Source organism: Herbaspirillum sp. 1173 (genome assembly GCF_031455335.1).
GTDB lineage: Bacteria > Pseudomonadota > Gammaproteobacteria > Burkholderiales > Burkholderiaceae_D > Herbaspirillum > Herbaspirillum huttiense.
Genome location: NZ_JAVDSP010000002.1, coordinates 144313 through 165897, shown reverse-complemented (window position 1 = coordinate 165897; position 21585 = coordinate 144313). Strand labels below are relative to the sequence as shown.

At 63.9% G+C, this 21585-nt stretch carries 19 protein-coding genes; 12 read left to right on the top strand and 7 right to left on the bottom strand.

What is annotated here, in order from left to right:
• Positions 1-61 precede the first annotated feature (61 nt).
• The 6 genes from J2X56_RS08685 (at position 62) to J2X56_RS08660 (ending at position 5593) form a co-directional block, all read left to right on the top strand.
• Positions 62-1465 (top strand): CmpA/NrtA family ABC transporter substrate-binding protein, encoded by a 1404-nt coding sequence (locus tag J2X56_RS08685; protein WP_134137378.1) that lies wholly within the window; start codon positions 62-64, stop codon positions 1463-1465.
• Positions 1465-2313, top strand: coding sequence for a nitrate ABC transporter permease (gene ntrB / locus J2X56_RS08680; protein ID WP_121045040.1), 849 nt, complete (start codon positions 1465-1467; stop codon positions 2311-2313). Before J2X56_RS08685 ends, ntrB begins: the two co-directional genes overlap by 1 nt.
• A 13-nt stretch (positions 2314-2326) precedes the next feature.
• Positions 2327-3181 (top strand): ABC transporter ATP-binding protein, encoded by an 855-nt coding sequence (locus J2X56_RS08675; protein ID WP_034329820.1) that lies wholly within the window; start codon positions 2327-2329, stop codon positions 3179-3181.
• A gap of 133 nt (positions 3182-3314) precedes the next feature.
• Entirely contained in the window at positions 3315-3758 is a 444-nt protein-coding gene (gene cynS, locus J2X56_RS08670; RefSeq protein WP_034329823.1) for a cyanase, read from the top strand.
• Positions 3759-3818: 60 nt separating this feature from the next.
• The gene (locus tag J2X56_RS08665) at positions 3819-5210 is read left to right on the top strand and encodes a TAXI family TRAP transporter solute-binding subunit (protein WP_310159626.1); all 1392 of its coding nucleotides are present in this window, start codon (positions 3819-3821) and stop codon (positions 5208-5210) included.
• Positions 5211-5362: 152 nt separating this feature from the next.
• Positions 5363-5593: a hypothetical protein gene (locus J2X56_RS08660; protein ID WP_034329828.1), complete on the top strand. Its 231-nt coding sequence runs from the start codon at positions 5363-5365 to the stop codon at positions 5591-5593.
• A 58-nt stretch (positions 5594-5651) separates the two neighbouring features.
• Here J2X56_RS08660 and J2X56_RS08655 read toward each other — a convergent pair whose 3' ends face one another.
• Entirely contained in the window at positions 5652-6797 is a 1146-nt protein-coding gene (locus J2X56_RS08655; protein ID WP_310159624.1) for an ABC transporter ATP-binding protein, read from the bottom strand.
• 108 nt (positions 6798-6905) lie between these two features.
• Between J2X56_RS08655 and J2X56_RS08650 the strand changes: the two genes are divergently transcribed.
• Positions 6906-8561 carry an iron ABC transporter permease gene (locus J2X56_RS08650; RefSeq protein WP_209567219.1) on the top strand — a complete coding sequence of 552 codons (1656 nt, stop codon included), beginning with the start codon at positions 6906-6908 and terminating at the stop codon, positions 8559-8561.
• A 64-nt stretch (positions 8562-8625) separates the two neighbouring features.
• Positions 8626-9993, top strand: coding sequence for a glutathione-disulfide reductase (gorA, locus tag J2X56_RS08645; protein WP_209567218.1), 1368 nt, complete (start codon positions 8626-8628; stop codon positions 9991-9993).
• 107 nt (positions 9994-10100) lie between these two features.
• Here gorA and J2X56_RS08640 read toward each other — a convergent pair whose 3' ends face one another.
• Positions 10101-11441, bottom strand: coding sequence for a phospholipase A (locus tag J2X56_RS08640; protein WP_227022812.1), 1341 nt, complete (start codon positions 11439-11441; stop codon positions 10101-10103).
• A gap of 477 nt (positions 11442-11918) precedes the next feature.
• Here J2X56_RS08640 and J2X56_RS08635 point away from each other — a divergent pair, with 477 nt between their 5' ends.
• Entirely contained in the window at positions 11919-14015 is a 2097-nt protein-coding gene (locus tag J2X56_RS08635; RefSeq protein ID WP_209567677.1) for a bifunctional diguanylate cyclase/phosphodiesterase, read from the top strand.
• Between the two features lie 187 nt (positions 14016-14202).
• Here J2X56_RS08635 and J2X56_RS08630 read toward each other — a convergent pair whose 3' ends face one another.
• Genes J2X56_RS08630 through J2X56_RS08615 form a run of 4 tightly spaced genes read right to left on the bottom strand, consistent with a single transcriptional unit; the run spans position 14203 to position 16926 of the window.
• Entirely contained in the window at positions 14203-15609 is a 1407-nt protein-coding gene (locus J2X56_RS08630; protein ID WP_121045356.1) for an FAD-binding oxidoreductase, read from the bottom strand.
• 59 nt (positions 15610-15668) lie between these two features.
• A complete protein-coding gene (locus J2X56_RS08625; protein WP_134137372.1) occupies positions 15669-16061 on the bottom strand; it encodes a DUF2069 domain-containing protein in 393 nt (130 codons plus the stop codon).
• Positions 16058-16699, bottom strand: coding sequence for an NAD(P)H:quinone oxidoreductase (wrbA, locus tag J2X56_RS08620; RefSeq protein ID WP_034338170.1), 642 nt, complete (start codon positions 16697-16699; stop codon positions 16058-16060). Before wrbA ends, J2X56_RS08625 begins: the two co-directional genes overlap by 4 nt.
• A gap of 8 nt (positions 16700-16707) precedes the next feature.
• A complete protein-coding gene (locus J2X56_RS08615) occupies positions 16708-16926 on the bottom strand; it encodes a hypothetical protein (protein WP_134040380.1) in 219 nt (72 codons plus the stop codon).
• A 64-nt stretch (positions 16927-16990) separates the two neighbouring features.
• On the opposite strand from J2X56_RS08615, the gene J2X56_RS08610 reads away from it, so the two are divergent.
• Positions 16991-18343: a YihY family inner membrane protein gene (locus J2X56_RS08610; protein WP_245202196.1), complete on the top strand. Its 1353-nt coding sequence runs from the start codon at positions 16991-16993 to the stop codon at positions 18341-18343.
• Between the two features lie 52 nt (positions 18344-18395).
• Here the strand turns inward: J2X56_RS08610 and J2X56_RS08605 are convergent, their stop codons facing one another.
• A complete protein-coding gene (locus tag J2X56_RS08605) occupies positions 18396-18716 on the bottom strand; it encodes a DUF962 domain-containing protein (protein WP_034338162.1) in 321 nt (106 codons plus the stop codon).
• A 314-nt stretch (positions 18717-19030) separates the two neighbouring features.
• Here J2X56_RS08605 and J2X56_RS08600 point away from each other — a divergent pair, with 314 nt between their 5' ends.
• Positions 19031-19492: a CBS domain-containing protein gene (locus J2X56_RS08600; RefSeq protein WP_121045023.1), complete on the top strand. Its 462-nt coding sequence runs from the start codon at positions 19031-19033 to the stop codon at positions 19490-19492.
• 177 nt (positions 19493-19669) lie between these two features.
• The gene (locus J2X56_RS08595) at positions 19670-21559 is read left to right on the top strand and encodes an MFS transporter (RefSeq protein ID WP_310159614.1); all 1890 of its coding nucleotides are present in this window, start codon (positions 19670-19672) and stop codon (positions 21557-21559) included.
• The last annotated feature ends 26 nt before the right edge of the window (positions 21560-21585 follow it).

Sequence of the window (21585 nt, the reverse complement as noted above, 5' to 3'; positions counted from 1 at the left end):
CCCTTGCAGGTAGTGAAAGTGAAAGCAGCAACTCACCTCACATTCACCAAACGGGGGAATCATGCCGGACGCACCAGAGACCAATCTGTTCCACACCTATGACGCCGAACGCGCCGGGCAGGGCTGTTCCTGCGGCCGCCACGGCAGCCAGCAGCAGCACGAGGCCGATGTGCTGGCCGAGCAGCAGCGCCTGCAGCGTGGCCGCAATGTCGAAACCCTGACCAATGACGTGGTGGAAGAAGCGCTGATGCGTTCGCTCTTCCCGCGCGTGGCCGAACGCCGTGATTTCCTGCGGGCGGTGGGCAAGAATGCGGCGCGCGCGGCCATTGCCAGCGTGCTGCCGCTGGGCTCGCTGCAGGCCATGGCGCAGGAAAAGAATGGTGCGCTGGAAAAGAAAGACCTCAAGATCGGCTTCATCGCCATCACCTGTGCGGCGCCGCTCATCATGGCCGATCCGCTGGGCTTCTATCGCAAGCAGGGCTTGAACGTGTCGCTCAACAAGACGGCCGGCTGGGCGCTGATCCGCGACAAGATGATCAACAAGGAACACGACGCCTCGCACTTCCTTTCGCCCATGCCGATTGCCATGTCCATGGGCGTGGGCAGCAATGCCACGCAGATGCGCGTGGCCACCATCCAGAACATCAACGGCCAGGCCATCACGCTGCATACCAAGCACAAGGACAAGCGCGATCCCAAGCAATGGAAGGGCTTCAAGTTCGCCGTCCCCTTCGAATATTCGATGCACAATTTCCTGCTGCGCTACTACCTGGCCGAGCACGGACTGGACCCGGACCGCGATGTGCAGATTCGCGTGACGCCCCCGCCGGAAATGGTGGCCAACCTGCGCGCAGGCAATATCGACGGCTTCCTCGGGCCGGACCCGTTCAACCAGCGTGCGGTGTATGACGAGGTCGGCTTCATTCATATCCTCTCCAAGGAGATCTGGGACGGGCACCCCTGCTGCGCCTTCGGCACCTCCGAAGAGTTCATCAAGCAGAATCCCAACACCTTCGCGGCACTGTTCCGCGCCGTGCTGACTGCGGCGGCCATGGCCCGCGATCCGGCCAACCGCTCGCTGGTGGCCAAGGTGATCTCGCCGCCGGCCTACCTGAACCAGCCGGAGACGGTGGTGGAGCAGGTGCTGACCGGCCGCTTCGCCGATGGCCTGGGCAACGTCAAGAACGTGCCGGGCCGCGCCGACTTCGATCCGGTGCCCTGGGATTCGATGGGGGTGTGGATTCTCACGCAGATGAAGCGCTGGGGCTACATCAAGGGCGACGTCGACTACAAGGCCATCACCGAAAAGGTACTGCTGCTGACCGAGGCCAAGAAGCACATGAAGGAGCTGGGCCAGCCGGTCCCGGAAGGGGCCTACCGCAAGTATTCCATCATGGGCAAGGAGTTCGATGCCAACAAGGCCGACGCCTACGTGAACAGCTTCGCCATCAAGAGGAGCGCGTGATGCCGGCCCGGCATCTCGGCTGGCGCGCCGCGCTCATCTCCCTGCTGCTGCTGGCCGCACTGCTGATGGTGTGGCATCTGGCCACGCTGCCCAAGGAGAGCGCCGCCAGTGCCGCCCAGGATGAGTACGCCAGGCTGATGGGCAAGAGCAGCGGCGCGGCCAAGCGTGATGGCTTCCCCGGACTGGCGCAGATGGGCGAGACCATCCGCAAGGAACTGAGCAATCCCTTCTACGACAACGGTCCCAATGACAAGGGCATCGGCATCCAGCTGGCCTATTCGCTGGGCCGGGTCGGGCTGGGGTTTGCGATTGCGGCGGTGGTGGCGGTGCCGCTGGGCTTCCTGCTGGGGATGTCGCCGCTGATGCAGCGTGCGCTCAATCCCTTCATCCAGATCCTGAAGCCCATTTCCCCGCTGGCCTGGATGCCGCTGGCGCTCTACACCATCAAGGATTCCTCGGTGTCGGGGGTGTTCGTGATCTTCATCTGCTCGGTCTGGCCGATGCTGATGAACACCGCCTTCGGCGTGGCCTCGGTGCGGCGCGACTGGCTGAACGTGGCCAAGACGCTGGAGGTGGCGCCGCTGCGGCGCGCCTTCCTGGTGATCCTGCCGGCGGCAGCGCCCACCATCCTGACCGGCATGCGCATCTCCATGGGCATCGCCTGGCTGGTGATCGTGGCCGCCGAGATGCTGGTGGGCGGAACCGGCATCGGCTACTTCGTCTGGAATGAATGGAACAACCTGTCGCTGACCAGCGTGATCTTCGCCATCCTGGTCATCGGCGTGACCGGCATGGTGCTGGACCTGATCTTCGCGCGGCTGCAGAAGTGGGTCACCTATGTCGAATGAAGGGAGCAGCAGCATGGATCACAATTTCCTGAGCGTGCAGGGCCTGGCCAAGCGTTATGCAGCAGGCGCGCCGCCGGTGTTCGAGCAGGTCTCCTTTGGTATCGATCGCGGTGAATTCGTCTGCGTGATCGGGCACTCGGGCTGCGGCAAGACCACCATCCTCAACGTGCTGGCCGGGCTGGAAGCGGCCAGCGAGGGTGTCGTCATCATGGACCAGCGCGAAGTCAAGGGACCGAGCCTGGATCGTGGTGTGGTGTTCCAGAGCCACGCCCTCATGCCCTGGTTCAGCGTGCTGGGCAATGTGGTGTTCGCGGTGCGTTCGCGCTGGCCGGACTGGCCACGGGCCAAGGCCGAGGAGCATGCACGGCGGTTCATCGAGATGGTCGGTTTGAAGGGCGCTGAACACAAGAAACCCTCGGAGCTCTCGGGCGGCATGAAGCAGCGCGTGGGCATTGCGCGCGCCTTTTCCATCGAGCCCAAGATGCTGTTGATGGACGAGCCCTTCGGTGCGCTCGATGCCTTGACGCGTGGCGTGGTGCAGGACGAGTTGCTGAAGATCTGCGCGGCCACGCACCAGACCGTGTTCATGATTACCCACGACGTCGATGAAGCGATCCTGCTGGCCGACAAGATCTTCCTCATGTCCAACGGCCCGCAGGCCTGCATCGCCGAGGTGGTCATCAACACGCTGCCCAAGAACCGCACACGCGAAGGCATGCACCACGATCCGCAGTTCTATCGCATCCGCAATCACCTGGTCGATTTCCTGGTGCATCGTTCGCGCCAGATCCAGGCAGCGCAGGCCAGCGGCGCAGCGCGCCTGCCGACCCGCATCGTCATGCCGGGGCTGGAGCAGGTTGCGGCATGAAGGCAGGGGCAGGGTGACCTGCCATTTCGTCAGTTTATATCGTCGTTTTGCAGCATCGTTTCGTCACGATCGATGACGCACACTACAAAGTGTCGTCGGTTTTCATTTTTCGTCCACCACAAGGAGAGAGCGCATGGACCGCAACCAAGTCACCCAGAAGATCGTCACCGCCAAGGTCAGCAAGAAGATGACCTGGGCCCAGATCGCCGAACGCATCGGCCAGAGCAAGGAGTGGACTACCGCCGCCATGCTGGGCCAGATGACCCTGACGGCCAAGCAGGCCGCCGTGGCACAGGAACTGTTTGAACTGACCGACGAAGAAACGCTGTGGCTGCAGATCGTGCCTTACAAGGGTTCGCTGCCGACCCCGGTGCCGACCGATCCGCTGATCTATCGCTGGTACGAGATCGTCAGTGTCTATGGCAGCACCATCAAGGAGCTGATCCACGAAGAGTTCGGCGACGGCATCATGAGTGCCATCGATTTCAAGATGGATATCCAGCGCCAGGCCGACCCCAATGGCGATCGCGTCAATGTGATGCTGTCGGGCAAGTTCCTGCCTTATAAAACCTATTGAGTCACATCGGGTTACAAGCGCGGCGATGCAAAGGCGGAATGCGCGGCTAGAATAGCGCGCATGCTCAAAGACAAGAAACTCTCCGCCTACGCGCCCTCGGCCACCCGCATCCGGGCGCGCTTCGTGGCCATCTCGTGGCGCGATCTCGCCGTCAGCTTCGGTCCCATCATCCTGCTGATCCTGATCGGCGCATGGCTTGTGATCTGGCTGATCCGGCCGGCGCCGCCGTCTTCCATCACCATTGCTGCCGGTCCCAAGGACAGCAATTTCTGGCGCGTGGCCGAACGCTACAAGGCGCTGCTGGCGCGCGATGGCATCCGGCTGGACATCGTCGAGACCGGCGGCTCGCTGGACAACCTCAAGCGCCTGGCCGACCCGGACCAGAATGTGGACGTCGGTTTCGTGCAGGGTGGCCTGGCCGGCGCAGTACCGGCCGAATCCTTGAGCCCGCTGGTATCGCTGGGCAGTATTTCCTATGTGCCGGTGTCGGTGTATTACCGCGTCCCGCCGCCGCGTGAGGATGGCCGCCCGGTACCGCCACTGCGGCAGCTGTCGGAGCTGGCGGGCAAGCGGATTGCCATCGGCGGGGAGGGCAGCGGTTCCAGCGTGCTGGCGGCCACGCTGCTCAAGGCCAATGGCGTCGAGTCGGGCGGCAGCACCCAGCTGTTGAACATCGGCGGCGACGAGGCCGCGCAGGCGCTGACCAGCGGCAAGATCGATGCGGCCTTCCTGATGGGCGATTCGGTCTCGGTGGCCACCATGGGCAAGCTCTTGCGCGCGCCCGGCATCCGGCTGCTGGATTTCTCGCAGGCCGATGCCTACGTGCGGCGCTTCCGCTATCTCAATACTCTCAAAATGCCCATGGGCGTGTTCGACTTGGCGCACAACCTGCCGGCGCGCGATACCCAGCTCATTGCGCCCACGGCCGAGCTGTTGGCGCGCGAGGACCTGCATCCGGCGCTCTCGGACCTGCTCATCGCAGCGGCCCGCGAGGTGCACGGCAAGGCCAACGTGATGCAGAAGGCCGGGGAATTCCCGGCCCCGCTGGAGCATGAATACCCGATCAGCGACGATGCGGCGCGCTACTACAAGTCCGGCAAGACCTTCTTCTACCGCACCTTGCCCTTCTGGATGGCCAGCCTGGTGGATCGTGCGGTGGTGATCGTGCTGCCGGTAATCCTGTTGTTGATTCCGGGCATTCGCTTGGTGCCGATGCTCTATGGCTGGCGTGTGCGTTCGCGCATCTATCGCTGGTATGGCGAGCTGATCGCGCTGGAACGCGGGCTCTCGCGCGAGTCGCCGGAGGAGCAGGCCGAGATGCTCAAACGCCTGGACGAGATCGAGATTGCGGTCAATCGCATGAAGATGCCGTTGGCCTTTGCCGACCAGTTCTACGTGCTGCGCGAGCATATCGGCTTCGTGCGGGCCCGGCTGGCGGCCGGTGTGGCCTGAGCGCCACGCCGTAACGGGCTCGGAAGGGCAGGGTGGCGGCGGCTGTTGTATGCTCGCCATGGTGTGTACAGTACTGTATAAAAAGTACTGTGTATTCATACAGTGTTATGCTAAAGTGAAGCCTCCTATCGACAAGAAGAGGAATCGCTGCCATGACCCACTTTGATCTTGCTTCCGACGCTCGCTTCGCTGTTGCATCGTCCACCCCGTCTTCGCTGGCCATCCGCCTGGGTCGCCGCGAAATCTTCATCTGCCGTGATACCTACGTGCGCCGTTATCGGGTCAATCCGGTGATTGAATGCAGCGCGGGCATCGAGCCAGGCCATGTGGAAATCCTGCTGTTCCGCCGCTGGCTGGTGGTGCTGTCGAAGGCGCGCGGCTGATGCGGCGTGCGCTTGACTGGCTGGTGGTGGATGCGCTGGGGAGGGCGGCCGGGGTCGATCAGCCCGGCTTGCCGGTAGCCCCGGGGGCGGTCCCTGCCGGGGCCGAAGGTGCCGCTGCCAATGACGATTCCATGTTCGGAAACGTCACCAGATGCGTCACATCCAGGCTGATCCCTATCCATTCCCCCACCGCATGATCGTGATGCGAGGGCACCAGCGAGAGCAGTTGCTGGCCGTTCTCCAGCGCCAGGGTGTAGAGGAATTCCGCGCCCCGGAATGATTTGCGCACCACCTGCGCCTTGAAGGGGGACGCATCGTCATGCATGACGTCGTCGGCCCGCAGCAATACGTCGACCTGCGCGGCGCTGGCATCGCGTCCGCTTTCCACCGGCAGTCCGCGCAACAGGCCTGCTGCGGTCTGGACGCTGATCTCGCCTTGCTCCCCGGCATCCGCTGCAGCTTGCACCTCGCCGCGCAGCAACACCCCATGTCCGATGAAATCCGCGGCAAAGCGGGTGGCCGGACGATGGTAGAGCGCGTAGGGCGTATCCCACTGTTCCAATCGGCCGTGCCGCATCACCCCCACCACATCGGCCACCGCAAAGGCTTCCAGCTGATCGTGCGTGACCATCAGGGCGGTGGTGCCGGTGCGTTTGAGGATGTCGCGCACGTCGTGCGCCAGGCGTTCGCGCAGTTCCACATCCAGGCTCGAAAACGGTTCGTCCAGCAACAGCAGGCGCGGCTGCGGTGCCAGCGCGCGCGCCAGGGCGATGCGCTGCTGCTGGCCACCGGACAGCTGGTGCGGGAATTTGCTGCCGGCCTCGGGCAGGCCGACCAGGGCCAGCATCTGCGTGACGATCTGTTCCCGCTGCGCACGCGCCATGCCGCGCAAGCCAAAGCCGATATTGGCCGCCACATCCAGATGCGGGAACAGCGCGAAATCCTGGAACACCATCCCGATGCGCCGCGCCTCGGCCGGCACGCGCACGCCATCTCCTTCCAGCAATGTTCCGTCTAGCCGGATACGGCCTGATTGCGCCGGTTCCAGCCCGGCCACGGCGCGCAGCAGGCTGGTCTTGCCGCTGCCGGAGGGGCCGATCAGGGCGCCCAGCTCGCCCGGCTGCAGGCGCAGCGAGACGGCATCGACGGCCGCCTGGGCGCTGCGGGGATAACGGATACTGACGTGATCGACTTCCAGAAACATGGGCAGGCTCGATGAAATGGTTACAATTCGCGTTTGTCTCGGAGTGCGCAGTGTAGCGCATGGACCGCCGACTTCCCCTGGCAATTCTTCATTGGGCCGTTCCTGTTTATGCACATCATCGGTTTGCTCGCTGTCCTGATCGCTTTGCCGCTCTTCGGCATCCTCGCTGCCTGGTTCGGGCTGGATGCGGCCGGCATCGACAACCTGCGCCAGCAGATGCAGACCGTCCTGCCCGGCTACCTGGCGACCTCCGGCTGGCTGGCGCTGATGGTGCCGCTGGGCGTGGTCATCGTCGGTGGTGCAGCGGCGGTGACGGTGAGCCTGTTCGAGTTTCGCGGACGGCGCTGGCTGTCCTGGGCGCTGCTGTTGCCGATGGCCATGCCGGCTTACGTGTCGGCCTATGCCTATACCGATTTCCTGCAATACGCGGGGGCCGTGCAGAGCACGCTGCGCGGCTGGTTCCCGGGCTGGCGCATGGATGTGCGCGGCTTGCCGGGGGCGGTGTGCATGTTCGTCTTCACGCTCTATCCCTATGCCTACCTGCTGGCGCGCAATGCGCTCTCCGAGCGCGGCATGCACCTGATGGAGGCTGCCCGCATGCTGGGCACGCCGCTATCCGAACGCATCCGGCGCGTGGCCTTGCCGCTGGCGCGTCCGGCCCTGGCGGCCGGGGCGGCGCTGGCGCTCATGGAAACGCTGGCCGATTACGGTGTCTCGGCCTACTTCGGCCTGACCACTTTCACCACCGGCATCTACAAGGCCTGGGTTGTATTGGATGACCGCATTGCCGCCGCCCAGTACGCGTCGCTGCTGCTGCTCTTCGTGTCGGTGCTGCTGTGGCTGGAGCGGCGCGAGCAGGGCCGCATGCGCTTTGCGGCCACACGCGGTGCGCGCGGCAGCGAGGGGGCCGAGGCGCGCCTGCCGCAATTGTCTCGCGCACAGACGCTGGCGGCCTGGGCGGTGTGCGGCTTGCCGGTGGTGCTGGGCTTCGTGCTGCCGGTGGCGATCCTGTTGCAGTTGTGGGCCGGGCAGTGGGGCAGCAGCGACGCCGCCATGCCCGCTTTCGATCTGGCCCGCTATGCCGGCTGGGTGTGGAACAGCTTCCGCTTCGGCGGCATGGCGGCGCTGGCGGCCATCGTGCTGGCGCTGGGCCTGTGCTTCGCGCTGCGCAGCGCACACCTGCCGCGCCTTCAGGGGCTGGTGCTGCGGCTGACCGCACGCCTGGCCGGCATGGGCTATGCCATTCCCGGGTCGGTCATCGCGGTCGGCATCCTGCTGCCGGTGGCCTGGCTGCAGGCGCTATGGCCTGCCGCGGGGTTGGGCGTGCTGCTCACGGCCAGCTCGCTGGGCGTGATCTATGCGTATCTGGTACGCTTCACGGCGGTTGCGGTGCAGTCGGTGGAGTCCGGCTACACCCGTATTCCGGCCAGTCTCGACGAAGCGGCGCGCACCCTGGGCAGTTCGCGCGCGCTGATTGCCTGGCGCCTGCACATGCCGCTGTTGTGGCGCTCGCTGGCGGTGGCCGCGCTGATGGTGTTCGTCGATGTGGTCAAGGAGTTGCCGGCGACCTTGCTGCTGCGTCCCTTCGATACCGATACCCTGGCCGTGATCGCGCACAATCTGGCGCGCGACGAGCGCCTGGGCGAGGCGGCCTTGCCGGCCTTGTCCATCGTGCTGGTGGGGCTGGCACCCGTGCTGCTGGTGATGCGGGCACTCGATGGCCGGCGCCGCACGGACTTGCAAAGCGCGCTTCCGCCCGCATAACCCAAGCACGCAAAGACCAACAATGGGCGTGGCCAGGGGGCTGCGGCCACTCTCTGGAGAAACCATGAGCCAATACGATTACGACCTCTTCACCATCGGCGGCGGTTCCGGTGGCGTGCGCGCAGCGCGCTTCGCCGGCCAGGCCGGGGCCCGCGTCGGGCTGGCCGAGAAGGGCGATCTGGGCGGCACCTGCGTCAACGTCGGCTGCATCCCCAAGAAGCTGATGTCCTACAGCGCCCATTTCCACGAGGATTTCGCCGATGCCGCCGGTTACGGCTGGACCCTGCACAGCGAGCCCACCTTCGACTGGCCGGCCCTGATCGCCAACAAGGACCGCGAGATCACGCACCTGAACGGCATCTACCAGCGTCTGCTCGATGGCGCCAACGTGAGCCTGCATCGTGGCTTCGCCACGGTGGAGGATGCGCATACGGTGAGCGTGGAGGGCAAGCGCTTCACGGCCCGCCACATCCTGGTGGCCACCGGCGGCCATCCCGACAAGCCGCAGATCCCGGGCCGCGAGCTGGGGATCACTTCGGACGATTTCTTCCATCTCAAGGGCCTGCCGAAACGCGCGGTGGTGCTGGGCGGCGGCTACATCGCCGTGGAACTGGCGTCCATCCTCAATGGCCTGGGCAGCGACGTGACGCTGGTGTATCGCCGCGAGCGCCTGTTGCGCAACATGGATGCCGACCTGGGCATCCACCTGGCCGATGAAATGGCCAAGAAGGGCATCCGCCTGGTCTTCGATGCCAGCATCGCCGCCATCGAAGCGCCGCATGCGGGTGAAGACAGCGTCAAGCAGGTGCGCCTGACCAATGGCGAAACCGTGGCGGCGGAGTGCGTGCTGTTTGCCACCGGGCGTACGCCCAATACACGCGGCCTGGGGCTGGAGCAGGCCGGTGTCGTCTTGAAGGAAAACGGCGCCGTGGTGGTCAATGAGAATTTCGAGAGCAACGTGCCATCGATTCTCGCCGTGGGCGACGTGATCGACCGCGTGGCCCTGACACCGGTGGCGCTGGCCGAAGCGATGGTGGTGGTGGCGCGCCTGTTCGGCAAGGGCGAGCGCGTGATGTCCTATCAGAATATTCCGACAGCGGTGTTCAGTCATCCCAATGTGGGCACCGTGGGACTGACCGAAGAACAGGCGCGAAAAGCCCATGGTGAAGTAAAAATCTTCAAGACCGACTTCAAGCCGCTCAAGAACACCCTCTCGCGCAATACCGAGCGCACCTTCATGAAGCTTGTGGTCGATGCGCAGACCGACAAGGTGCTCGGCGTGCACATGGTCGGCGGCGATGCCGGTGAAGTCATCCAGGGCTTTGCAGTGGCCCTGCAATGCGGTGCCACCAAGGCGCAGTTCGATGCCACCATCGGCATCCATCCGACCTCCGCCGAAGAGTTCGTGACGATGCGCACGCCGGTGGCCTGAGTCCACCGTCTTCTGCAAGCGGTACCCAAGGAACGGAAAAAAACGGGGATGCCAAGGCATCCCCGTTTTGCTTGCATCATGCCCCGCGAAGCACGCTCACACGATGTTCATCGCCACAGCGCATAACCGATGCGCAGTTGCGGATGATCCTTCTGGTTGTAGGTCAGCAGGCTCTCGCCATAGCCGTAGAAGTAACTGGCCATCAGATAGCCTGCGGTACCGGGCAGCAGGCGCGAGAGCGGGTAGGTGACCTGGGTTTCGGCGCTGTACTTGCCGCCCAGTTTGCCCTTGCGCAGCATGGTCGCCACTTCCAGACCGTCGGGTTTGCCATAGGCCAGCTTCAGGTCCAGGTGGCCGCGATAGTCGGCGATGTCCGGGTTGTCGCGGGTCGGGCCGAGATAGGCATAGACCTTGGGCGCGACCTTGAAGTGATAGTCGTTGAGATTGCCGAAGTTGAAGGTCGGCTCGATGAAGTAGGTATTGATGCTGCGCGAGGCCGTGCCGTCGCGTCCATTGGACTCGTGCTCCAGGCCAGTGGCGATGCCGATGCGGCTGAAGACGCGGTTCTGTATGCCCACGTCCGGCAGGTAGTAATACAGGCTGGGGCGATAGCTGGTATCGCGGAAGGGGGCCGAGGGGGCCGACAGGTCCCACAGCGAGAACTGCGTGTAGCCCAGGTAGAGATTGTCCAGCAGGCCGCGCGAGCGCGGATCGTCCGGCACGAACACGCGGAACTTGAAGCTGAGCTGGAAGCGCGCATTGGTATCACCATTGTTGTGCCCCACCGTGAAATACATCGGCTCATTGAAGGACAGCCGGCGATTGTTGGAGAGGATGTCCTCAGCTGCCGGTGCACTGTCGATGGGCGAGGCATTGGCACCCGGCGTAAATACCGTGGCCGAAGGGGCCACCGGCGCGACCTTGCTGGTCGAATCGGCCAGCGGCGTGTTGATCAGGTCGGGCGACTCCGGCAAGGGCCCCAGCGACGGATCCGGGCGCACCACCGCCACCAGCACCGGCGAAGCATCCATGCCGATCGGTTCGATACGCACCATGCCGCGCAGGCGGCGCGGCAACTCGCCGCGATAGCGCACCTTGCGGAACTCACCTTGCTTCAGGGTCAGGCTGTCTTCGCCATCGACGCGCTGCAGGGCGATCTGCTGCGGCGGAATCATGTCGGCCGAGGCCGCCACCAGCAGCGTGGCGGGCAACTGATAGGTGCGCTGGGCCTGCTCATCCTCGGACACCAGCAGGGTCAGTTCCAGTGGCTTGGTGGCATCGATGCGCTTGGGCGGCTGCACCATCGAAATGCCGGCATGCGCCGGGGCGGCCAGCCACAGCGGCGCGGCCACGCCGCACAAGGCCAGCGCCACGCGGCGCGACAGGCGGCTACGGGCCGGCAGGCCGTCCTGGTGCGGATGCAGACGGGAGTGGGGTAAGTTCAGCATGTTGTCCTTGTTGTCGATTTGTTGTGTTTTGTTGTCGTTTTGCAGCTTGTTCGGTGGCGTGCAGGCGCGAAGTGTGGCCGGGCGGGGCCGGGCGCACGTCGGGCGGCGATGCACGGACTGCCGTGACAAGAGATCAGCGGCGCTCCATAAAGTTGCCATTCCATCGACATCTTCTGACCTCCGTATGCCTTTGGGAGGCGCAATCCTGACCAAATGATCAATTTGGCATGCGGTTGGTCACGGAATGTTGTTTGTTTGCCTCGTCCGGATAAGGTTTGGTCGACGGAAAATGCCATTGTGACAACGGGTATTTCCTGATTGTGTGACAATGCGCCGCCCCCTAAGCTTGATGACAAGTCGTCCATGTTGCCAAGCTGTTTGCCGGGGCGGGACGTGCCGGTGCGTGCGCGCACCGAATCACCTGCCTTCCAGCGACCTTCGCTCAATCGCCGTTTTTCACAGGCATCACTCTTCGCCATGCTCATCGCCAACTACGACAAGCCGCTGGTGGTCGTTTCCCTGCTGGTGGCCATCCTCGCCTCCTATACGGCGCTGGACATGGCCGAGCGCATCAACACCACCAGCCATCTGCATTCGCGTGCCGCACGCTTCTGGCTTGCCGGCGGTGCGGTGGCCATGGGGCTGGGGATCTGGTCGATGCATTTCATCGGCATGCTGGCTTTCCGGCTGCCCATCGCGCTGGGCTACGATGTCTGGATCACCACGCTCTCGCTGCTCATCGCCATCGCCACCTCGGGCTATGCGCTGTGGATCGTTACCCGCAGCGAATTGCCGCTGCGGCGGCTGTTCGGCAGCGCCTTGCTGATGGGGACCGGCATTGCCGGCATGCATTACACCGGCATGGCCGCCATGCGCATGACGCCGGGCATCGATTACGACCTGGTGCTGTTCATCGCTTCCATCCTGATCGCCATAGCGGCATCGGCGGCAGCGCTGTGGATCGCCTTCAGCCTGCGCCGCAATACCCCTTACGTGAAAGCCGCGCGCGCCGGCGCTTCGGTGGTGATGGGCGTGGCCATCGTCGGCATGCATTACACCGGCATGGCGGCTGCCACTTTTCCCAACGGTTCGGTGTGCCTCTCGGCACGCGAGGGCGTGGGGACCGGCTGGCTGGCGATCCTGGTCATCGTGGTCACGCTGGCGGTGCTGAGCATCGCCTTGCTGACCTCGGTGCTGGATGCGCGGCTGGAGTCGCGTACCGCCAAGCTGGCGCGCTCGCTGGCCGAAGCCAATGAAGAATTGACGCAGATGGTGCTGCACGACCATCTCACCAAGCTGCCCAACCGCACCCTGCTGGAAGACCGCCTGAGCCAGGCCATCAACAAGGCCGCACGCAGCCAGGGACATTTCGCGCTGATGTTCATGGATCTGGATGGCTTCAAGGCCATCAACGACTCGCTCGGCCACCATGTGGGCGACCGCATGCTGGTGGAAGTGGCGCAGCGCCTGACCGGTGCCATGCGCGCACACGATACGGTGGCGCGGCTGGGTGGCGACGAATTCGTGATCCTGGTGGAACTGGCGCAGCCGGAAGACGCCATGCCGGTGGCCGAGAAGCTGGTGGAAGTGGTCAACCTGCCGTTCCGCCTGGCCGAGCAGGAGCTGCGCGTGTCGGCCAGCGTGGGCATCGCCATCTACCCGGAGGACGGGGCCACGCGCCACGACCTGGTCATCAACGCCGACGCCGCGATGTATCACACCAAGCGCGCCGGCCGCAACGGCTACAACTTCTTCGAACCGTCGATGAATGCCAATGCGCATCATCAGCTGCAGTGGCTGCAGGACCTGCGGGTAGCGTTGGAGCGCAAGCAATTCCGGCTGGTCTACCAGCCCAAGTTCAGCCTGCTTGATGGTCCGGTGCTGGGGGCCGAGGCGCTGCTGCGCTGGCAGCATCCGCAACGCGGACTGGTGGGGCCGGATGAGTTCATCGGCCTGGCCGAGCGTTCCGGCCTGATCATCCCGATCGGGGCCTGGGTGCTGGATGAAGCCTGTCGCCAGATGCATGAGTGGCTGACCCTGGGCTATGCCGACTGGAAGATTGCGGTGAATCTTTCGCCGGTGCAGTTTGCCGATCCGCATCTGCTGGACGTGGTGCGTGCTGCCCTGGAGAAACACCAGCTGCCGCCGTCCTGCCTGACGCTGGAGGTGACCGAGTCGACTGCCATGAACAATACCGAGCAGAGCCTGCAGACGCTGCAGCAGATCGCCGACCTGGGCGTGGAGATCTCCATCGACGATTTCGGCACCGGCTATTCCAGCCTGCTGTACCTGAAGCGCCTGCCGGCCAACGAACTGAAGATCGATCGCGGCTTCGTGCGCGACTTGAGCGAAGGCACCGAGGATGCCGCCATCGTATCGGCCATCGTGGCCCTGGGGCGCACGCTGAATCTGCGCATCGTCGCCGAAGGCGTGGAGACCGAGCGCCAGCAGGAGTTCCTGCACCAGGTCGGATGCGACGCCATGCAGGGCTATCTGCTGGGACGGCCGATGGCTCCGGACCTGTTCCTGCAGACCATGCGCGACCATGCCGCCGAGCACAAGACGGCGGCCTGAATTCACAAATTGGCTGTGGCATCGCCTGCTATTCCTCGAATTGGAGAAGCGCGCTTGATGCAAAGATCACGACATAGGGAAACGCAAGGAATTTGAGCGTTTCAGGCAGGCTCCTGAGGGGGAGGTTGGGGCGGACGGCTCGTACTGGCGTCCGTCCCTTTTTGTTGATACCTGCTTCAAAGTGGCGTCACAGCACCTTGCCCGGATTCATCAATTGCTGCGGATCCAGCGCCTGCTTGATGGCGCGCATCAGACGCAGTTCCACCGGTGACTTGTAGCGCAGGATCTCTTCGCGCTTCAGCGCTCCCAATCCATGCTCGGCCGAGATCGAGCCGCCGAAGCGGTCGACGCTGTCATGGACCACGCGGTTGATGTCGCCCTGGCGCGCCAGGAAATCGGCATCGGGCACGCCCACCGGCGGCGAGACGTTGTAGTGCAGGTTGCCATCGCCCAGGTGGCCGAAACTGACCATGCGGCAACCCGGTGCGGCCTGCTGCACCAGGGTATCGGTCGCTTCCATGAATTCGGCGATGCGCGAGATCGGCACCGAGATGTCGTGCTTGATGTTCTTGCCCTCGTGCGCCTGTGCCATCGAGATGCTTTCACGCAGTCGCCACAAGGCCCTGGACTGGGCCAGCGAGGCGGCGATCACGGCATCGTCCACCAAACCCTGTTCAAGGGCCTCGCCAATCAGGGTTTCAAAAATCGCCCGGGCGTGGTCTTCGGATTCGTTGTCCGACAGTTCCAGCAGCACGTACTGCGGATGCCGCTGGCTGAAGGGCAGGCGTTGGTCGGGGAAGTGCTTGCAGACCAGCTGCAGGCAGAAGTGCGACATCAGCTCGAAACCGGTCAAGGCCGAACCACAGCGCGCTTGCGCCTGCTGCAGCAGTTGCAGCGCCTGCGCCGGGGATTGCAGCGCTACCAGTGCAGTCAGTTGCGCGCGCGGTTGCGGGAAGAGTTTCACTACCGCAGCGGTGATGATGCCCAGAGTACCTTCCGCGCCGATGAAAAGATCGCGCAGGTCGTAGCCGGTATTGTCCTTGCGCAAGCCCTTGAGGCTGCTCATGATCTCGCCCGCGGCCGTCACCACTTCCAGCCCCAGGCACAGCTCGCGCGTATTGCCATAGCGCAGCACGCCGGTGCCGCCGGCATTGGTGGAGAGATTGCCGCCGATGGTGCAGCTGCCTTCGGCCGCCAGCGACAGCGGGAACAGCAGTTCGACCGCCGCCGCCTGTTCCTGCAGATGCTGCAATACGCAGCCGGCTTCCACCGTCATCGTATTGTTGACCGGGTCCACCGCACGGATGCGGTTCAGGCGACGCAGCGAGAGCACCACGGCATTGCCCTGCTGGTCGGGCACGCTGCCCAGCACCAGGCCGGTGTTGCCCCCTTGCGGCACCAGCGGGATGCCATGGTGCGCGCACAGTTGCACCAGCGCCGCCACTTCGGCCGTATCAGCCGGGCGTAATACGGCCAGGGCACGGCCGGTGTAGCGGCCACGCTGGTCGGTCAGGTAGCCGGCGGTGTCGGCGGCTTCGGTGAGGACATAAGCAGCACCGATGGCGGTACGGCAGGCAGCGAGGAAGTCGGTCATGAAAGCGAAACGCGCCACGTGCAGTGGCGCGCCCAATCGATGTGGGGAAGCGGTGCGTATTACTGGGAGGCCTTCTGGATCGCCTGGCGGGCGATTTCCTTGGCGGCCTTCTTGAACGGGTGCAAATACGCCAGTGCGCAGACGAAATACAGCGCGGTCAGCGCCACTTCGACCCAGGCCAGCAGCACCGAAGCATGGACGCTGTCGCTGGTGGCGCGCACCAGCCCTTCCGCCAGATACACCAGGATCAGCATGGACGACCATTGCAGCGTGTAGACGTCGCGCTTCAATACCCCGCGCAGCGGCAGCAGCAAGGGCACTACCTTGAGCACCATCCACGAACCGCCCGGTCGCAGCGGGGCCAGCACCAGTTCCCACGCCAGACAGAGCAGGATCAGGGCGATCAGGCTGGAACTGGCTCCGAGGTGGAAGTAGCGCGCACTGCTGTTCATGATGGTCTCCGTAATTTGATGGCGTTTTCTGCCAGCCGTTTGCCCAGCGCGATGGCCAGGGTGCGCGAGTCGTCCGACAGCGGCTGATTGCCGTTGACGCCCGCCCAGTGGCTGGCACCGTAAGGTGTGCCGCCGCTGGAAGTATTCATCAGCTCGGGATGCGAATAGGGCAGGCCGACAATCAGCATGCCATGGTGCAGCAGGGGCAGCATCATGCTCAACAGCGTCGATTCCTGGCCGCCATGCAGGCTGCCGGTGGAGGTGAAGACGCAGGCCGGCTTGCCCGCCAGTACGCCGGAGAGCCACTGCGGCGAGGTGCCATCCCAGAAATACTTCATGGCCGCTGCCATGTTGCCGAAACGCGTGGGCGAACCCAGGGCCAGGCCATCGCATTCCGCCAGGTCGCTGGCTTCCACGTAGGGCGCGCCGGAGCTTGGCACGTCCGGTTCCACCGCTTCGGTGACGGTGGAAACCGCCGGCACGGTGCGCAGGCGGGCATCGCAGCCGGGCACGCTTTCCACGCCCTGGGCGATCAGCTCGGCCAGCTTGCGGGTGGCACCATGGCGCGAATAGTAGAGCACCAGGATGGTGGCGTTGGAGGAGGTCTGCACGGAAGTAGCGGTCGAAGAGGTCATCATGTGACTTATTATATTTCCGTTTTTTTGCTCCCAGACAGCAGGAAAAGCCTGAGTGTCCCCGCTTTTTCTTCATCTGCACCATGAGGAAGCAGAAACTTTGGGCCTGCTCTGCGTTTTTGCGGGATTTTGCTGCCCGCTTGGGCGATAATCGCCAAACTTGTCGTCTGGCCGGCAGCAAGCCTGCGCGCCGTCATGCGGCCTGATTCAACCCCGATGGGGCGGCGCATCTGCGGGTGCGGCGTCTCCGATGAAGTCGAACGGATGTCTTCTTTGCGTTTTTCCTTGTCCCGTATGCGTGGTCTGACCCGTGAGCAGTTCAGCGACCTGTTGCGCTTCGCCGGCCGGCGGCTGCGCGAGGATCGCCTGCCGCAAGTGGCCGGCAGCCTGACCTTCACCACCATCCTGTCGCTGGTGCCGATGCTCACCATCGCGCTGGCGCTGTTTACGGCCTTCCCGCTGTTCTCGACCTTCCGCGCCTCGCTGGAAGCCTATTTCGTCGAGAACCTCATGCCCAAGGGCGTGGCCAACACCATCCTCGGCTACCTCAATCAGTTCGCCGCCAAATCGGCGCGCATCTCGGCCGTGGGCGGGGTGCTGCTGATCCTGACCTCGGTGCTGACCATGTCCACCATCGAGAGCGTGTTCAACCAGATCTGGCGCGTCAAGAAGTCGCGCCCGCTGGTGCAGCGGGTGCTGGTGTACTGGGCCATCATCACGCTGGGGCCGCTGCTGATCGGGGTTTCCATCAGCGTGACCTCGTATCTGTCGACCGCCACCGGCGGCGCGGTCAAGAGCCTGCCGTGGCTGGGCGCGAGCTTTTATACGCTGGTCTCGCTGATGCTCTCCACGCTGGCTTATACGCTGCTCTACAGCACCGTGCCCAACCAGACCGTGGACTGGCGTGATGCGGCCGCCGGCGGCCTGCTGGCCGGTATCGGGCTGGAAATCGCCAAGCGGCTCTTCGCCGCCTACATCCTGCAGTTCCCGACCTACACCATGGTCTATGGCACGGTGGCGGTGCTGCCGATCTTCCTGGTGTGGATCTACATGATGTGGATGATCACGCTCTTCGGGGCGCTGCTGACGGCGGCGCTGCCGGTGGTGCGCTATGAACGCTGGTGGCATGTCCCCTCGCCGGGCGCGGAATTCATCGATGCGGTCAAGGTCCTGAAATTCCTGCACGCGGCGCGCGTGGGCGTGGAGTCGGCCGTGGTCAGCATGGAGGAGGTGCGGCGCGCCACCCGGCTGGGCCTGGGTGAATTGCAGCAACTGCTGGCGCGCATGAGCGAAGAGGGCTGGGTGGCCTCGGTCAAGCCCGAGTCGGGCAGCCGCAGCCGTCGCGGCTGGAACCGCCGCATTACCGATGACATGGATCGCTGGACCCTGGTGGCCAATCCCAGCACCATCCAGCTGGCGCGGGTGTATCGCCTGTTCGTGTTCGATCCTGCGGTACTGGCCCAGGCCGGAGAGGAAGAAGCGCTGGTGGCGCGGGTGGAAGATGCCATCAACGCCGAACTGGCGCAGTCGCTGGAGCAGTATTGCCAGGCCGGGCGGGTGGCCGAGGAAGAAGTCGCCGCCACCGTGGCCGCCATGCCGCATGCTGCGGTGCCGCTGGAGGCGCGCCGGCGTCTGTGGGAGCGCTGATCCGACGCCAAGGCCCCCGGATCAGCCCTTGTCGGCCCTTTTATGAAGCTTTCTAAAACGACACCTGCCCCGTGAGCATTTGCCAGTACATCACCCAATCGCCCATGAAGGAATAGAACGGATGACGGAAGGTGGCCGGCTGGTTCTTCTCCACCATGAAATGTCCGACCCAGGCAAAACCGTAGCCGCAGAACAGCGCCACCGCCAGCCACCACCACTGGTGCGTGATCAGCAGCAGCAAGAGACTCAACAGCGCCAGCGTCGACCCCAGGAAATGCAGCTGCCGGTTGACCCGGTGCGCATGCTCGCTGAGGTAGGTCGGATAGAACTCGCTGAAACTGGCGTAATGGCGTTCGGGCAGGGTAGCGGCCATGGTCTTCTCCGGAGAGTCCTGACCCTTTCAGAGTAGTCAGCGCCGCGCCTGTTTGCAATCCTTGTGCTGAAGCAAGCTTCAGCTGCAAAACGTAAATTCTGCAGGGAAATACTGCGCAGCAGCGTCTTTGCGGGTTGCCCAAAGGTCGCCCTTGCCCGTACCATGTGATTTCCAGCGCGCCAGGAGGGCCTGGAGGAGGCGTCCGCTGCGGTTGCGGGCAGGATCAGTTATCCTGTTGCCCCCATGAATTGGATTTTCCCGGCGTCATCGCCTACAGTCAAAACAGCTTCATATAACCAAACCAGGACGACATCATGAAAGTCTCTGAAATCCTCAAGGTCAAAGGCAACATCCTCTTTACCGTCACGCCGGAAACCCCGATTCAGGAGGCGGTCGCCGCCATGGCCGAGAAAGACATCGGCTCGCTGGTCGTGATGGAATACGGCGACCTGGTCGGCATGCTGACCTTCCGCGAAGTGCTGCTGACGCTGCACAAAAACGGCGGCGAGCTGGGCGGCTCGACCGTGCGCAAGCACATGAACGATGCGCCCATCACCGTCACCCCGGATACCGACCTCAACGAAGTGCGCCGCATCATGCTGGAAAAGCACGCGCGCTATGTGCCGGTGATGGAGGCCCGTACCGTGCTGGGCGTCATGTCCTTCTACGACGTGGCCAAGGCGGTGCTGGATGCGCAGGGCTTCGAGAACAAGATGCTCAAGGCCTACATCCGCGACTGGCCGGCCGAGGAAGAAGAGCGCGAAGGCAACAGCTGAAGGCTCTGCGTTTCGCGTTTTTCCGTTGGCAGCCGCCTGGCTGGTGCAGGCGCTGCCGTCATGACCGTTCCTGCTGGAGCGGTTTTTTATTGCCCGCAGTTCCTTGCCCCTTGGTATTGTTGCCAATCCTGACCCGCGCGGCGCAGACTGCGCGCTTCCTCCCTCACCTGATTGCCCATGCAAAAGAACAGCCAGTTCACGCTCTTCTCCCAACGGCGCTTCGCTCCCTTCTTCTGGACCCAGTTCCTGGGGGCCTTGAATGACAACGTGTTCAAGACGGCGCTGCTGACCATCCTCACCTATGACGCGCTGTCCTGGACGGACATGGATCCGGGCTTGCTCAACAACCTTATCCCGGGTTTGTTCATCCTGCCGTTCTTCCTGTTTTCAGCCACCTCCGGCCAGCTCTCCGACAAGCTGGAAAAGGGCAGAGTGGCGCGCTTCGTCAAGCTGCTCGAAATCGCCATCATGTGCGTTGCCGCCTATGGCTGGATGACGCATCACCTGTGGCTGCTGATCGCCGCCGTGATCGGCATGGGTATTCATTCGACCCTGTTCGGGCCGGTGAAATACGCCTACCTGCCGCAGCAGTTGAAGCGCGAGGAACTGGTCGGGGGCAATGGCCTTATCGAAATGGGCACCTTCGTCGGCATCCTGCTGGGTGAAATCCTGGGTGCGGTGCTGGTCGTGCACAAGCCCTGGGGCCTGCACCTGGTGGCCGGGATCACCATCGGTATCGCCGTGCTGGGCTGGCTGGCGAGCCTGCGCATTCCGCTTTCGCCGGCCCCGGTGCCGGACCTGAAGGTGAACTGGAATCCCTTTACCGAGACCGTGCGCAACCTCGGTTATTCGCGCCGCAACCGGCCGGTGTTCCTGTCGTTGCTGGGCAATTCCTGGTTCTGGTTTTACGGGGCCATCATGCTGGCGCAATTCCCCGTCTATGCGAAGAACTACCTGCATGGCGACCACAGCGTCTTCGTGCTGCTGCTGGCGGTGTTCTCGGTCGGCATCGGTGCCGGTTCGCTGCTGTGCGAGCGGCTTTCCGGGCACAAGGTGGAAATCGGGCTGGTGCCCTTTGGTTCGATCGGCTTGTCGGTGTTCGGACTGGAGCTGTATTTCGCCAGCCAGGCCTATGTCACGCCGTCGGCCATGCTGGACCTGGGCGGCTTCCTGGCGCAGGGCGGCAGTTGGCGCATCCTGTTCGATTGCCTGGGTATCGGCCTGTTTGGCGGCTTGTACATCGTGCCGTTGTTTGCGCTCATCCAGACCCGCTGCGACCCGGCCCACGTCTCCCGCACCATCGCCGGGATGAACATCATGAATGCGCTGTTCATGGTGGTCTCGGCCGTGGTGGCGATGGTGTTGCTCAAGGCAGGGCTGACGATCCCGCAGATCTTCCTGGCCACGGCCATCATGAATGGCGTGGTGGCGGTCTACATCTTCTCGCTGGTGCCGGAATTCCTGATCCGCTTCCTGGTCTGGATCCTGATCCACACCTTTTATCGGGTGCGCATCATCAACGGCCAGGCCATTCCTGATGAAGGACCGGCCGTGCTGGTGTGCAATCATGTGAGCTATGTCGACGCGATTGCCATCATGGCCGCCAGCCCGCGCCCGGTGCGTTTCGTGATGGATCACCAGATATTCAAGATTCCGGTGATGTCCTGGCTGTTCCGCAATGTGCGCGCCATTCCGATCGCACCGGTCAAGGAAGATCCCTGGCTGACCGAAAAGGCCTTCGTCGATATCGCCCAGGCCCTGCATGAAGGCGAACTGGTGTGCATTTTCCCGGAAGGCAAGCTGACCCGCGATGGCGAATTGAATCCCTTCAAGGGCGGCGTGCAGAAGATCATCGACCGCAGCCCGGTGCCGGTCCTGCCCATGGCCTTGCGCGGGCTGTGGGGCAGCCTGTTCTCGCGCGACCCCAGCAATCCGGTGGCACGCACCTTCAAGCGCGGGCTGTTCTCGCGGCTGGAGCTGGCGGTCGGTGAGCCGATTGCGCCCGACGCCGTGAGCCCGGAAGGGCTGCAGGAGCAGGTCCGGGCGCTGCGCGGCGACTGGAAATAAGTCTGCCTGAGGGGGAGCCTGCGGCC

What these genes read in the sequence shown, in the direction of transcription:
- J2X56_RS08675 (WP_034329820.1), top strand. Translation starts at nt 2,327, where the DNA reads ATGGATCACAATTTCCTGAGCGTGCAGGGCCTGGCCAAGCGTTATGCA.
- J2X56_RS08685 (WP_134137378.1), top strand. Translation starts at nt 62, where the DNA reads ATGCCGGACGCACCAGAGACCAATCTGTTCCACACCTATGACGCCGAA.
- J2X56_RS08655 (WP_310159624.1), bottom strand. Translation starts at nt 6,797, where the DNA reads ATGTTTCTGGAAGTCGATCACGTCAGTATCCGTTATCCCCGCAGCGCC.
- wrbA (WP_034338170.1), bottom strand. Translation starts at nt 16,699, where the DNA reads ATGATGACCTCTTCGACCGCTACTTCCGTGCAGACCTCCTCCAACGCC.
- J2X56_RS08665 (WP_310159626.1), top strand. Translation starts at nt 3,819, where the DNA reads ATGCTCAAAGACAAGAAACTCTCCGCCTACGCGCCCTCGGCCACCCGC.
- J2X56_RS08635 (WP_209567677.1), top strand. Translation starts at nt 11,919, where the DNA reads ATGCTCATCGCCAACTACGACAAGCCGCTGGTGGTCGTTTCCCTGCTG.
- cynS (WP_034329823.1), top strand. Translation starts at nt 3,315, where the DNA reads ATGGACCGCAACCAAGTCACCCAGAAGATCGTCACCGCCAAGGTCAGC.
- J2X56_RS08605 (WP_034338162.1), bottom strand. Translation starts at nt 18,716, where the DNA reads ATGGCCGCTACCCTGCCCGAACGCCATTACGCCAGTTTCAGCGAGTTC.
- J2X56_RS08630 (WP_121045356.1), bottom strand. Translation starts at nt 15,609, where the DNA reads ATGACCGACTTCCTCGCTGCCTGCCGTACCGCCATCGGTGCTGCTTAT.
- J2X56_RS08595 (WP_310159614.1), top strand. Translation starts at nt 19,670, where the DNA reads ATGCAAAAGAACAGCCAGTTCACGCTCTTCTCCCAACGGCGCTTCGCT.
- J2X56_RS08625 (WP_134137372.1), bottom strand. Translation starts at nt 16,061, where the DNA reads ATGAACAGCAGTGCGCGCTACTTCCACCTCGGAGCCAGTTCCAGCCTG.
- J2X56_RS08610 (WP_245202196.1), top strand. Translation starts at nt 16,991, where the DNA reads ATGCGTGGTCTGACCCGTGAGCAGTTCAGCGACCTGTTGCGCTTCGCC.
- J2X56_RS08615 (WP_134040380.1), bottom strand. Translation starts at nt 16,926, where the DNA reads ATGCGCCGCCCCATCGGGGTTGAATCAGGCCGCATGACGGCGCGCAGG.
- J2X56_RS08650 (WP_209567219.1), top strand. Translation starts at nt 6,906, where the DNA reads ATGCACATCATCGGTTTGCTCGCTGTCCTGATCGCTTTGCCGCTCTTC.
- gorA (WP_209567218.1), top strand. Translation starts at nt 8,626, where the DNA reads ATGAGCCAATACGATTACGACCTCTTCACCATCGGCGGCGGTTCCGGT.
- ntrB (WP_121045040.1), top strand. Translation starts at nt 1,465, where the DNA reads ATGCCGGCCCGGCATCTCGGCTGGCGCGCCGCGCTCATCTCCCTGCTG.
- J2X56_RS08660 (WP_034329828.1), top strand. Translation starts at nt 5,363, where the DNA reads ATGACCCACTTTGATCTTGCTTCCGACGCTCGCTTCGCTGTTGCATCG.
- J2X56_RS08640 (WP_227022812.1), bottom strand. Translation starts at nt 11,441, where the DNA reads ATGCTGAACTTACCCCACTCCCGTCTGCATCCGCACCAGGACGGCCTG.
- J2X56_RS08600 (WP_121045023.1), top strand. Translation starts at nt 19,031, where the DNA reads ATGAAAGTCTCTGAAATCCTCAAGGTCAAAGGCAACATCCTCTTTACC.